Origin of the sequence: Amycolatopsis sp. NPDC059021 (assembly GCF_042739895.1) — a bacterium.
Lineage (GTDB): Bacteria > Actinomycetota > Actinomycetes > Mycobacteriales > Pseudonocardiaceae > Amycolatopsis.
In genome coordinates, this window is the sequence record NZ_JBHYIQ010000102.1 from 10,150 (window position 1) to 21,782 (window position 11,633).

18 protein-coding genes are annotated in these 11,633 nt (G+C 69.1%); 2 read left to right on the forward strand and 16 right to left on the reverse strand.

Going from position 1 to position 11,633, the window contains the following annotated elements; genetic code table 11:
* Positions 1-362: 362 nt before the first annotated feature.
* From ACFWX1_RS39195 to ACFWX1_RS39270, 16 genes are all read right to left on the reverse strand, one after another.
* Positions 363-1,055, reverse strand: coding sequence for an HNH endonuclease family protein (locus ACFWX1_RS39195; protein WP_378394918.1), 693 nt, complete (start codon positions 1,053-1,055; stop codon positions 363-365).
* A gap of 222 nt (positions 1,056-1,277) precedes the next feature.
* Positions 1,278-3,650, reverse strand: coding sequence for a cell division protein FtsK (locus tag ACFWX1_RS39200; RefSeq protein ID WP_378394920.1), 2,373 nt, complete (start codon positions 3,648-3,650; stop codon positions 1,278-1,280).
* Positions 3,650-3,877: a hypothetical protein gene (locus ACFWX1_RS39205; protein WP_378394921.1), complete on the reverse strand. Its 228-nt coding sequence runs from the start codon at positions 3,875-3,877 to the stop codon at positions 3,650-3,652. The genes ACFWX1_RS39200 and ACFWX1_RS39205 overlap by 1 nt, the downstream gene beginning before the upstream one ends.
* A complete protein-coding gene (locus tag ACFWX1_RS39210; protein WP_378394922.1) occupies positions 3,877-4,848 on the reverse strand; it encodes a hypothetical protein in 972 nt (323 codons plus the stop codon). Before ACFWX1_RS39210 ends, ACFWX1_RS39205 begins: the two co-directional genes overlap by 1 nt.
* A complete protein-coding gene (locus tag ACFWX1_RS39215) occupies positions 4,848-5,105 on the reverse strand; it encodes a hypothetical protein (RefSeq protein ID WP_378394923.1) in 258 nt (85 codons plus the stop codon). The genes ACFWX1_RS39210 and ACFWX1_RS39215 overlap by 1 nt, the downstream gene beginning before the upstream one ends.
* Entirely contained in the window at positions 5,105-5,413 is a 309-nt protein-coding gene (locus ACFWX1_RS39220) for a hypothetical protein (protein WP_378394924.1), read from the reverse strand. The genes ACFWX1_RS39215 and ACFWX1_RS39220 overlap by 1 nt, the downstream gene beginning before the upstream one ends.
* On the reverse strand, positions 5,414-5,971 hold the full coding sequence (locus tag ACFWX1_RS39225; RefSeq protein ID WP_378394925.1) for an RRQRL motif-containing zinc-binding protein: 558 nt from the start codon (positions 5,969-5,971) through the stop codon (positions 5,414-5,416). It abuts the gene before it with no gap.
* A complete protein-coding gene (locus tag ACFWX1_RS39230) occupies positions 5,971-6,387 on the reverse strand; it encodes an SsgA family sporulation/cell division regulator (protein ID WP_378394926.1) in 417 nt (138 codons plus the stop codon). Before ACFWX1_RS39230 ends, ACFWX1_RS39225 begins: the two co-directional genes overlap by 1 nt.
* Before the next feature lie 38 nt (positions 6,388-6,425).
* Positions 6,426-6,692 carry a hypothetical protein gene (locus tag ACFWX1_RS39235; RefSeq protein WP_378394927.1) on the reverse strand — a complete coding sequence of 89 codons (267 nt, stop codon included), beginning with the start codon at positions 6,690-6,692 and terminating at the stop codon, positions 6,426-6,428.
* Positions 6,693-6,832: 140 nt separating this feature from the next.
* Positions 6,833-7,303 carry a Pycsar system effector family protein gene (locus ACFWX1_RS39240; protein ID WP_378394928.1) on the reverse strand — a complete coding sequence of 157 codons (471 nt, stop codon included), beginning with the start codon at positions 7,301-7,303 and terminating at the stop codon, positions 6,833-6,835.
* Complete coding sequence (locus ACFWX1_RS39245; RefSeq protein ID WP_378394929.1) at positions 7,300-7,602, reverse strand: hypothetical protein; 303 nt, start codon at positions 7,600-7,602, stop codon at positions 7,300-7,302. Before ACFWX1_RS39245 ends, ACFWX1_RS39240 begins: the two co-directional genes overlap by 4 nt.
* Before the next feature lie 62 nt (positions 7,603-7,664).
* Entirely contained in the window at positions 7,665-7,829 is a 165-nt protein-coding gene (locus tag ACFWX1_RS39250) for a hypothetical protein (protein ID WP_378394930.1), read from the reverse strand.
* Between the two features lies 1 nt (position 7,830).
* On the reverse strand, positions 7,831-8,547 hold the full coding sequence (locus tag ACFWX1_RS39255; protein WP_378394931.1) for an NUDIX domain-containing protein: 717 nt from the start codon (positions 8,545-8,547) through the stop codon (positions 7,831-7,833).
* 56 nt (positions 8,548-8,603) lie between these two features.
* On the reverse strand, positions 8,604-8,840 hold the full coding sequence (locus ACFWX1_RS39260; protein ID WP_378394932.1) for a hypothetical protein: 237 nt from the start codon (positions 8,838-8,840) through the stop codon (positions 8,604-8,606).
* A complete protein-coding gene (locus tag ACFWX1_RS39265; RefSeq protein ID WP_378394952.1) occupies positions 8,840-9,043 on the reverse strand; it encodes a hypothetical protein in 204 nt (67 codons plus the stop codon). The genes ACFWX1_RS39260 and ACFWX1_RS39265 overlap by 1 nt, the downstream gene beginning before the upstream one ends.
* A complete protein-coding gene (locus tag ACFWX1_RS39270; protein ID WP_378394933.1) occupies positions 9,043-9,336 on the reverse strand; it encodes a hypothetical protein in 294 nt (97 codons plus the stop codon). The genes ACFWX1_RS39265 and ACFWX1_RS39270 overlap by 1 nt, the downstream gene beginning before the upstream one ends.
* A 196-nt stretch (positions 9,337-9,532) precedes the next feature.
* Here ACFWX1_RS39270 and ACFWX1_RS39275 point away from each other — a divergent pair, with 196 nt between their 5' ends.
* Complete coding sequence (locus tag ACFWX1_RS39275) at positions 9,533-10,390, forward strand: GntR family transcriptional regulator (RefSeq protein ID WP_378394934.1); 858 nt, start codon at positions 9,533-9,535, stop codon at positions 10,388-10,390.
* Positions 10,387-11,319 (forward strand): NAD(P)-dependent oxidoreductase, encoded by a 933-nt coding sequence (locus ACFWX1_RS39280; protein WP_378394936.1) that lies wholly within the window; start codon positions 10,387-10,389, stop codon positions 11,317-11,319. Before ACFWX1_RS39275 ends, ACFWX1_RS39280 begins: the two co-directional genes overlap by 4 nt.
* The last annotated feature ends 314 nt before the right edge of the window (positions 11,320-11,633 follow it).

The following is an 11,633-nucleotide window of genomic DNA, read 5'->3' on the forward strand; positions in this document are numbered from 1 at the left end:
AAAACACACACTTTCCATCGGTGACCTCGCGGTGGGGGGGGGCCCCGGGCCGGTGACGCAGGCGGCGTGTCACCGGCCCGGCAGGTCAGCTCAGCGAGTGAGCGTCAGCGGCAGCCGCAACGGCAACCGGCCACCGCGCACATCGGGGTCGTGTCGCTCTCGACCTCCACGTCGTGAGCGGTACGCGCGTGCTCGCAGGGCGGAGTGTTGGGACAGCCGGGCACCAATCCGTTGGGGGACATGACCATGCCGCCGGGGATGCCAGCCGGTACGGCGTCGTCCTGGTCGTGCGGGTTCATTCGGATTTCCTTTCCTTGACCCAGCTCCGGATGAGCTGGGAGCACTGGGGCGAAGTGGCGGACTCAGCAGTGGGCGAGGATTCCGGCGATGGCGTCGTGCTCGCGCTGGTCGAGGGTCATGGCGTATTTGGCCTTGACCGTGACCCAGCGGGCGACGTAGCCGCACCGGTCGAGGGCGGGCAGCCACTTCGCGGGGTCCTGGTCTCCCTTGGCGCGGTTGGACTTCGCGGTGACCGCGACCAGCACGACGGCGGTGTCGTTGGCGTAGCGCTGCCGCTGCTCGCGCGACCATCCGCGCGTTCCGCTGCGCGCTGCTTCGGCCAGCGGGACCATGTGGTCGATGTCGAGCGCGCCGGGGGTGGTGACGGTGACGCCGTCGTAGGGGCTGGTCCAGGTGCCGCCGGTGACGCGGCAGTGCGCGCCGGTGGTCACGTTGCGGCCCTGGGTTTTCAGGGTCTGTTCGCGGGCGTCGCACTCGCCGGACACGGGTGTCCAATGTGGCCAGTCCTCACGGTTGTAGTGGACGCCGGTGTCCTCGGGGGCCACGCGCAGCCCGGCGAGCGCGCGGCGGGCGGCACCGACGTCGGCGGGCTGTCCGCCCGATCCGGTGCCCGCCGCCCCGGCGGCGGTCGGCGCGGCCGGGGCGGCGGGGGTAGTGAGTGGCTTGCAGCTGGCGGCGAGGGCGGCGGCGAGTACGAGCGGGACGGTGACGGCGAGGGTGCGGAGGGTGGTGTGCGTGGTCAAGACGTATCCCATCGTCGATTACTGTGCGTGGCGATTTTTGGGCGTGGGGAACCTAGCCCTAGAAATCCGGGGGTGTCTCGGGTCCCGGTTTTCGCGGGTTTCCGGGGCGTTTTCCCAGGTGGGCGCTAGATCGCTAGAGTCCTGGTCAGCCGGGGTGCGGGGGTGCTAGCGGTGATGCTAGATCTAGCATCGTGTGACGCTAGATGAGCGGCGGACGCTAGCACCCCACCCCGGTTACTCTCCGTTGACTTTCTGGTTGTGCTTGTCGACGGCGGCGAACACGTCGGCGCGGGCGACGCCGCGCCGGTTGGCGGGCTTGCCTTCCTCGGTCTTGCCGTAGACCTGCATGGTCTCGACACCGAACGGGGCGAGCGCGTTGGCCAGCGTGTTGGCCTTGGTGCGGCCGTCGAGGGTGGCCCACGAGCCGTAGACCTCGGGGCGCAGCGCGGCCAGACGGTCCACGATGGTCTCGGACCAGACCTTCTTTTCCCGGGCCTCGATCACCGCGGCGACGTCGAGGACCACCACGTGCGCGGTGCGCTTGTCCTGCTCGGACGGTGCGAGGGCTTCCCCGGCGGCGTAGCCGGTGATGGTGCCCGCGGCTTCCCGGGCGATGCGGGCGCGTTCGACGATGGCGTCGGCGGCCGGGCCGTCGACCAGGTAGGTGCGGGTGATGGTCGGGTCGTCGCTTTCCCCGGCGAGGTAGCCGATTCCCTTGTCTGCCAGGGAAAACAGCGCGGCGTTGATGCCTCGTTTGTAGGCGCCGGTGCCGAGGATCATGTCGTTTTCCGGCTGTGCCATGACGCGCAGGCAGAACCGCAGCCCGGCGTTGGCGGAGATGCCCTTCGGGAGGCTGCTCGCGTCCGGGCGCTGGGTGGACAGCACCAGGATCACGCCCATCGCCGGGCCGCGCTTGGTGATGGCCTCGGCGAGCCGGTTGGCCTTCTCCTGGTAGTCGGGGTGCCCGAACAGTTCCTGGCACTCGTCGACCACCACGAACAGCGGGTGCAACCCGAGTTTGCGCGTGGCGGACAGTTCCGGGGTGACCTTGTTCTCCGGGCACAGCTTCGGGTCGGTGTCGACGATGCGGGAGATCACCTTGGCGCGGCGCTCCAGTTCCTTGTGGACATACTCCAGTCCCTCCATCGTCTGATCCAGCGTCGCGGTGTCGCCGGGACCGGAGGCGTAGCGGTGCGCGACCTTCTTGCACATGGCCAGGTCGCCGGTGCCTTTCAGCTCGAACAGCAGCAGTTCGGCCATCGGGTCCAGCGCGGCGGCCAGCACCAGCAGACGCAGCGCGAACGTCTTGCCCATCCGCGGCATCGCACCGATGAGCATGGCCACGAACATCAGCGTCACGGTGACCTTGCGGCCACGCGGATCGGTGCCGAACGGGATCGGGTCGAACAGGTTCACCTTGCCGCGCTTGGCCAGCGGCCACGCGGTGGGCTTCTGCTTGTTCATCGGCCTGTCACCGACCCACAGCACCATCCGGCCGGGGTGTTCGTCCGACACCGGTTCCGGCCACACACAGCCGAGCGGGCGACGCAGACCGGAGGCCAGCTGCTTACGCTTGTCGTTGATCATGTCGACGGTGACGCCGTAGGGCAGTTCGACCACCGCCCGGTAGCCCTCGCCGTCGCGCTGGATCTCCTCCGGGAACGTGATCTTCTCGCCCTTCCCGGCGATGGCCTGGTCGATCTTGGCGATCCCCAGCGACCCGAGCGCGTTGAGCACCATGCCCGAGGTCAGCTTGGGCACCTTGACGACCGTGACCGCCTGCGAGATCAGCGGCTTGTCCGCCCGGCCCCCGGCGGTGCCCAGCAGCGCTGCCGCGCTCGCCCCGGCGGCGAGGTACCAGCCCCAGCCGGTGACCGCGCCGATGAACAGGTACAGCCCGGCGATCAGCACCAGCCCCAGCAGGAACACCGGCAGGGAACGCTTGCGGACCCGTTCAGCGCGCAGCGCCGCGAGCTTGAGGTAGTCGTCCGGGTTGTTGCTCGCGACGGCGTTCACGCGCAGCGGCTTGCCTTCGGTGTCGAACATCCACCGGTGGGTGTTCACGGCGATGTTGAACGCGCCGCGCGGTGAACGCAGGATCAGCACGCCGACATACCGCGGGACGCGCACCGCGTGGTAGGCGCAGGTGTGCCCGGCATACCCGGCCAGCCACTTCGCCCTCGACAGCAGCTCGTTGCGCGAGCGCGCCCACGTCGGGATCACCTCGCGTGCCTTGGCCTCGCGCATGGTGGCCCACCAGGAGGGCTTGTTCTTCTCCGGGCGGTCGACCATCAGCGGGTTTCCCGGCGAGGCCGGGTCCTCCACGATCTCGCCCTCGACCACCGGTGCGGGCGCGGTGGTTCCGGCCGGCCGGTCCTGCGCGGGGATCTCGCCGGGAGTGGCGGCCGTGTCCGGGCGGATCGGGACCACGTTCCCGGAGCGGGTGTAGGCCACGTCGGTGGCCTCGCCGTCGCCGTTCACGGCGCCGGGGGTGCCGGTGTTCGCGGACCCGTTCGCGGGGTCCGGGTTGGGGGTGTTCACAGAGGTGGCCCTTTCGGGGTCGTGGTCGTTCACGGGTTCGGGGGTGTCGTCGGCGGGACGGGTCATCAGCGGATCTCCTTCCGGCCGGGCAGCCCGGGGCGGTCGGCGCGTTCGGCGTCGGCGCGGACGGTGGTCGGGTCGGTGGGGGTGGCGATGGTCAGATAGACCCGGCCGAGCGCGGAGGCGCCGCGGTTCGGGTAGAAGTCGCTGACCTCTTGCACGTCGAGCACCGTGGCGAGGCGTGTCACGACGGCGGCGATTTCGGTCCGGGTCCCCATCAGGCGGATCTTCATCAGGCGGCTTCCTTCGAGTCGGCGCGAACCGGGTCCGCGACAGGGGTGGGGGTGGTGGCGGGCAGGGTGGCTGCGGCGATCTCGGCGGCGAGGGCGTCGGCGACGTTCTTCGACGTGCCGCGCGACGGCTGTGACGGGCAGACCTCCCGCACCCACTTCGGGGTGATCTCGATCCCCGGCGCCCACGCCGCGCGGGCCTCGGCCAGGTAGTCGGCCAGCAGCTTGCGCCCCTGCTTCGCGGGTGCCTTGCTCGCGGTCCGGCGGCCAGCCGGGCGCTTACGCGGCGCCGGTGCCGGGCGTTCGGTGCTCGACGGCGCCGACGCGGCCGGGTCGCCGGTCTGCCCTGCATCCGCCGGGGCGTGCTCGCCGGGCTGGTCGGCGGACGTGGCGGACACGGCCAGGCTCGACGCGTGGGCCGGGGACGCCGCTTCGAACACCGCTTCGGTGAGCGTGCCACGCAGTTCCGGTGAACACTCCGCCGCGCAGAACACCAGCAACGGCGGAACCGAGTGCAGCACGATCCCCGACACCGACAGCTCATGCCAGGACTGCCAGGTGTTCATCACGTAGGTAGCCGCGAACGCGAACCACTTCGTCCGCCGCGACCACGCCGCCGTCGGCACCTCATACCGGGAGGTGATCTGCTCGGCCAGCAGCACCGCCACCAGCACCAGGGACACCATGGGGTCCAGCAGCCACGCCGCCACCCACGGCAGCGACCACGGAGCCTGCCCGTGCGCGGCGAAGGTCTGGACGTTGACCATCGTGAACCCCAACCCCAGTGCGATGGCCAGCCACACGATCCGGTCGATCCAGCCGCGCAGCCGCTCCACCTTGAGCGCAATCACGTCCGGGTGGTTGGCCAGCGCCCGCACCTGCGCGGCCGACGCCGCGTCCTGCGCGAGACGGTCCGCTTCGGACAGCGGCACATGCTGCGCATCCTGCGGTGCGGCAACGGTTTCCGTGCTCATCAGGCGGCCTCCCCTTCGGTCGCGGCGGTCGCTTCGGTTTCCAGCTGCTCGAACAGGTTCCGGAACCCGCCCACGCCGACCCCGCGGGACTCGACGGCGGCGAGGAAAACGTCGGTGTGGATGAGCGGGCCGCGCTTCTCCCAGCGGGCATCGATGCGCCCGTAGCTGTAGCCGGTGGCCATCGCCCGGTCCACGGCCTTCTCGAACAGCTCCCACGCGACCTTCGCGGGTGGCCGGACATCGTTGGTGCTGTCCATCAGCGGCCCCCTCGGGTGGTGGTGATGATTTCGGTGAAGGCCAGCAGCCGCACGATGGTGGCCGCGGCGAGCAGGGCCGGGACGATGAGCGCGATCCAGGTGACGGTGGTGTTGCCGACCTTCAGGATCAGCAGCCACTGACCGGTGGCGATGACGCTGGTGGCCAGCAGCAGCCGGAGCACGTTGGCGGTCATCCGGGTGACCTCACGGACCCCTTTGAGGCCCTTGCGGGCGGATTTGCGTCCGGCCCGCCACACAGCCAGCACGCCGATCAGCGCCAGGCCACCCAGGACGTAGAGCGTGGTCATTCAGGCCACCACCTTCGGGAGATCGGTGCCGCGAGCGCGGCGAGCGGAACGAATCGGCACCACCGGTGCCAGGCCCCGGCCGGCCGGGGCGATCTCGTGCGGGGCCGCCACCGGCGTGCCGGACACGAACTCGTGGAGGTAGCTGCCGGGTTCGAGCCCGGCGGAGTACAGGCACGCCTCACACGTGCGGTGCGCCTTCGGCAGCTCCGCCCACCCGATCTCCCCGCACTGGCGGCAGGTGCGGCGCGCGGCCATGGCCTTGTCCAGCGCCGTCGCGCGGGCCGGGGTCATCGGCCGGACCGGAAGCGCCTTCTCGACCAGGTACAGGTTGGCGTGCACCAACTTCCCGGCCTTGCGGCACCGGAAGTACAGCACCGCGGCCGGGTCCTGCCCGCCCGGACGCAGACCCATCGCGCGCAGCTGCCGCCGGGTGGCCAGCTTGTCCCGGGGACCGATCCCCCACGACAGCAACGTGACACCGTCCAGCGTGCCGCGGGTGTACTCCTGCATGTCCGACCACGCCACCGCGGCCAGCACCCACGGGAACTTCCGCGCCATCACCGACCACCCGCCAGCGACCACAGCGCACGGTCCCAGTCGACGTGATCCGACTCCGTACCCGCCGGGACGACCGCGTCGGCGCCGTCGAGGAACCACTCCAGGTCAGCGCGGCCGAACCCGAGCTGAAGCGACCCGGTGCCCTCGGGGTCGTGCAGGCACACCCACACCACCGCGTCGTCGAGCAGGTCCGGGGTGATGGCGACGTCCCCAAGCCCGGTCGCGCCGTTCATCCCGTCGGCCAGCAGATCCCGGGCGAAGGTCCACCCGATACCCATGCCGTTGTCCAGCCAGAGCACCAGCGTCACCGCGAACGGGTCGGCCGCCTCGTACAGGACCGTCACGTCGATCTCGCCCGCGTCCACCGCGGCCGCGCCGACCGGGCAGCGGATCGCCTGCACGGCCACGTTCGTCACGAACCGCTCATCCGGGCAGCGGAATCCCGCCGGGGCACTCACAGGGCACCCCCGGCGACGAACGCGGCCATGTCGCGGACCAAAGCGAGCCCGGCCTCGCGCACCGGCGCGGCCTCCCCGGGCAGCCCGGCCGCATCGAACGCGGCGGCCAGCTCGAACAGCCAGCGGGCACGGGCACTCACCGGGTCGTGGGACGCCGGGCGGTGCCGCATCAGGTCAGTGATCGCCGCGAACGCCGCCGGGTCGACGGGCGGGCCGGCCGGGTAGATGACCGCCGGGACAGCGGAAGTCTGCGTGCCTACCATGAGAGTCCTTCCCGAGTCGCTACCTGCGCGCGTGAGGTGGTGGTGGGGAGTCCCGGCCTGAGCGGAGCGTTCTTGGCGGTTCGAGCCGCTCAGGCCGGGGTCAGTGCCAGCGGATACGGCGGGGACGCCGTGCGGGGCGGTCATGTCAGCACCGCCAGGACCAGCGCGGCGGCCAGCACCGACAACCCGACGACCAGCAGCTGCACAGCGACGGAGACACGGCGGTACCTGCGCACCGCGATCTCCCCGATCACCGCGGTGTGCTCGGCAAGCTGCGCCGACACCGGAACGCTCGTGGCCTCCAGCAGCACGGCCGGGCCGTTGTAGGCGGCGTCCAGCCACGAACCGGCAGGCGGGAACTGCGACAACCGCGGCCGGATCGCGCCCAGCAGCACCAGCACCGACGCGAACACCGGCGCCGCCGCCAGCCACAACCCGAACATCGCCACCGGCGACACGTGCCGCGTGGTCAGCGCGACCACCCCGGCCAGCGCCGCACCCACCAGCGTCAGCAGCGTGCTGACCTTCGCATCCGCCCGCCGCAACTCGTCCCGCGCCTGCTCATGCGCCCGGTGAACCTGCGGCAGCAAAGCCACATCCGGGGGATTCACAGCGCCTCCCCGCAGTCCGGGCACAGCCCCAGCGACGGCGCCTGCTCGGCAAACGCGACGTGCCGCAGCTGCTCCGCGACCTCGCGGTAGACCTGGGCACGGACAGCGAACGCGTAGCCGTCACCGCCCTTACGTGCCACCGCAGCCACCAGGACAGCGACGATGGCGGCGTTGTCGGTCAGCGTGTCCGCGACCTCCCGCAGCACGTTCGCGCGGGACATGGAGATCAGCCGGTTCCACTCGCGCGGCTCATAGGCCACAGTCACGGCCTCGCGGGCCGGGGCGGTGGTGTCTGCCATCTGGGTTTCCTCCGTACGGTTTCGCGACTGGCCGGGGTCGGTCAGAAACAGGTCACGGGACATCAGCGCTTCCCCGCCTTCTTTGCCGCCTTGCAGGCCGGGCAGGACACCGACGCGAAGATGTAGCCCGCGTGCTTCCCTGCCTTGAACTTCAGGCCGCACCACATCTCGGCACTGCCGTCCCACCAGGACTTCGACTTCAGCTCGTGCATCACGTCCTTGCCCACGTCAGCACTCCTCCCCGGTGACCTCGGCGCTGTGCGGGCCGAGCGCCAGCCGTTTGAGGGCGTCGAGCACGATCCGGTGGTGATCGAACGCCAGCGCGCCCGGGAACTGCCGCAAGTGGGACAGCGGAACCCACTTCACCTCGGCGGCGTCATCCCCGGCGGTCGGGACCGCCAACTCCGGAAGCCGCGCGACGTGTGCGACCGACACGACACGGCCACGGGGGTCGCGGTTCGGGTCGTCGTAGACACCCAGCGCGGTCAGTTCGACACCGGACAGCCCGGTCTCCTCGGCCAGTTCCCGCCTCGCCGCCTCGGCGGCCGTCTCTCCGGCCTCGACATAGCCGCCAGGCAGCGCCCACCGACCCGCGAACGGGTCCCACCCTCGCCGGATCAGCAACACATGCGGGACGCTGCGCTCGAAGGCGAACAGCACCACATCGGCGGTGTAGGAGATCGCCGACGGCGTCTCGACCTCGGCAGGGCCGTCCTCAGTGGACGGAAGCTCCGGGGCGCTGCCGGTCACGTAGAACGGCACCGGCTCCACCCGGGCCTTCGCGTCCTCGTTCGACCAGGGGAAGGTGTTGTTGAAGTCGCGGACGTAGCCGCGGGCGTCGGTGTCGGACTCGAACGCGGCCAGCGTCGCCGTGTCCTCGTACTCGCCGGACACCGCCAGGAAGACGCGCCGCGAGGGCGACGACGAAACGTTCGGGGTGCTCATGCTCAGAAACTCCTCAAGACGGGATTCAGGGGAAGGACGGAACACGTCATCCGGGCTCATGCGGCCACCGCCCGGGTAGCTGCCAGCTCCTTGACGGCGCGGCGCCACTCGCGCTTGACGACGTGGGCCAGGCGCAGCGCCTCCAGCCCGTGACTGGAGGAAACCGCCAGGTAGAGCGAATTCCAGGTGCTAGCCAGCCAGGCCTCACGCACCCGCACCGGAGCGGATACGGGGGGCATGTCCGCCAGCAGACCGACGAACGCGGCCGGAACGAACAACTTGTCGGCGGGCATCAGCGCTGCACCCCCGTGGCCTTGTCCCACGCCGTCGAGGTCCGGTTGCCCATGCGCCCAGCCGAAGCTGTAGCCGCGGCCAGCGCGAGCGTCGCGTGAACCTGCGCGGCCGCCAGGTGGTAGCGCGCCTGCTCGGAGCCGTCCTCCTCCACGGCCGTCTCCAGGTGATCCTCAGCCTCGCTGTAGTGCTCCGGGCCGGTCATCACGCGGCCTCGCCTTCGGCCGCCGCGGTGACGTCCAGCCGGATCGGCAGCGACCGCAGCACCGAACGCCCCACCCGACGCCGCGACCGGTGCGCCCGACGCGGGTCGGTGAACGACCGCTCCACCCGCACCGACGCCAGCAACCCGGCCTCAGTCAGCTCACGGTCAACGTCGGCGATCAGCGCATCCACCGCCGACTCCGTCAAACCATCCGGGTAAAACCCGGCCTCACCAGCGCCGTCACCCTCGAACGACGCTCCCGCCTCCCGGCGGCTGATACGTGCGGACTTCATGGTGTTCCCTTCGCTGGGTGTGTCTTGGAACACCACGAACCTAACAGTTGGTTTTTTAACCTAACAACTGGTTTCACTCTAATGGCCTAGCGGTGTGCGTTCTGACCTGCGGAAACCCGACCATTCATCTGGTATGGTCTGCACTGCCAACCAGTCAGATGGCTGGTTGCACGGTCGCCCTTAAGGAGCTGCCCACATGTCCCGGCCGCGCTCTGGAGTGCAACGGTCTGAACCGCTGCACCAGCAGGTTGCCCGCAACATCAGGAACGACATTGAGGCTGGACGCCTCCGCGACGGGCAACCACTGCCGTCAACGCGCGAGCTTGCAACCGAGTGGAACGTGAGCGCGTTCACGATCAACGAAGCGATGGACATCCTGATTAAGGAGAACCTGGTCGTGAGTAAGCCGCGGGCCGGTCGAGTAGTCCACGCGCCCCACGTGACACCGGCAACACACCCAAAGCCGACATCTCCGCGAGTGCTGCTCATCGGCGGGTACGCCGGGAGCGGCAAAACGGAGCTAGGCCGCGTCCTCGCGCGAGAGACTGGGTGGCCAATGCTCGACAAGGACACCTTGACACGACCCGTCGTCGAGGCTGCCCTCGAATTGCTAAGCCTCTCCCCCAACGACCGAGAGTCGGACGTGTACATCAACAAAGTCAGACCACGCGAGTATGAAGCGCTGACCAACGCTATGACCGAGAACGTTCAATGCGGGAATAGTGCAATTGTGACCGCGCCATTCATCCGAGAATTCTCCAATTCTGCATGGGTGAACCGCACACAAGCAACGTGCGACAGCATGGGCGCCACACTTCACTTTGTTTGGGTGTATTGCGATGTGGACACTATGCACACGTACGTACGTCACCGCGGCGCCGCGCGGGACGCCAGCAAGCTCGCAAATTGGGACGCCTATTTGGCAGGGATAGACCTTGAGTTGCGACCACCGGCTCCCCACACGGTCATCGACAACTCGGCATCTAGCGCGCCGCTGCAAGATCAGGCACGGGCGTTGATTGCTTCCTTATCGAACGGGGATGCGAAAGAATGACGAGCACCGCGAGACTTCTTGTCAGCGATGAGCCCGACGACAAGATCGGCCAGGAAATCCTAGGAAAGCTCGATCACGTATCGATCGTAACTTACGACCCGAACCAGTCGGCTCTAAGTATCACTCAGCAGAGCGCAGCAATCTTCCTTCCGCCGTATCGCGGAAGTCATCGCCCCATACCGCTAGTCCGTCAAATATCGAACCTGAAAATGGTGCAGCTACTTTCGGCTGGCACTGACGAATACGCAAGCCACGTTCCCAGTCACGTAGTGCTCGCGAGTGCCCGCGGTGCTCACGCTGGCCCAGTTTCAGAATGGGTCCTATCGGCAATCCTCGCACAGTTCCGGCAGTGGCCAACGCTGGTCCGATACCAGGACCAAAACACATGGGCGCACCGCAAGTTTCATGCCGACACCCTCGCCGGAAAACGTGCGCTAATCGTCGGTGCTGGCGCTATTGGGACAGCGGTGGCCGGGCTACTGAACGCGTTCGGCGCACAATCGACCCTGGTAGCGAGCAAGGCGAGGAACGGAGTCTCCGCCGCTTCGGACCTACCCACGTTGATTCGGGGCCACCAGGTGGTTGTCATCACCGCGCCACTCACCGACGAGACGCGTGGCTTGGTCGGGCCAGACTTTCTCGCGGCTATGGATGACGGGGCGCTGCTCGTCAACGCTGGCCGCGGCGCCATCGTGGACACCAACGCTCTGGTTGCTGAGCTACGGAAGGAGCGGCTTCGCGCGGCGCTCGACGTGACCGACCCCGAACCACTGCCGCCGGATCACCCACTCTGGAACGTGCCGGGCGTCATCATCAGCCCGCACTCCGCCCGCACGGTGCCGGGCACGAACGCCCTGTGCTACTCCGTCGCGGCGGAGCAGATCACGGCGTTCCTGGCAGGTGAGCGGCCGTCGAACGCCGCCAGGTAGGCCAGCAGACCGGACGTCAGCGGCCAATGTGCGGCCAAACCCGGCTGTTCATCCCCCTCACAGGCAGAGTTTTGGCTGTTCAGAGCTATTCGTGTGCTGTTTGAACTCCAGCCCTCCGGAGGCAGGTGTCGCAGGTTCGAATCCTGCCGAGGGCACGGACGATTGGGCGATTTCTGCCCGCGGGGAGCGCGGGCGGGGATCGTCCGTTGTGTTTTCTGGGGGCGTGCCCCCAGGCCCCCGGGGGGGGGGCGGGGGCGGGCGGGGGGGGCCGCGGCGGGGGCGCGGGGCGGGGGCGGGGGGCTGGGGGGTCGGGG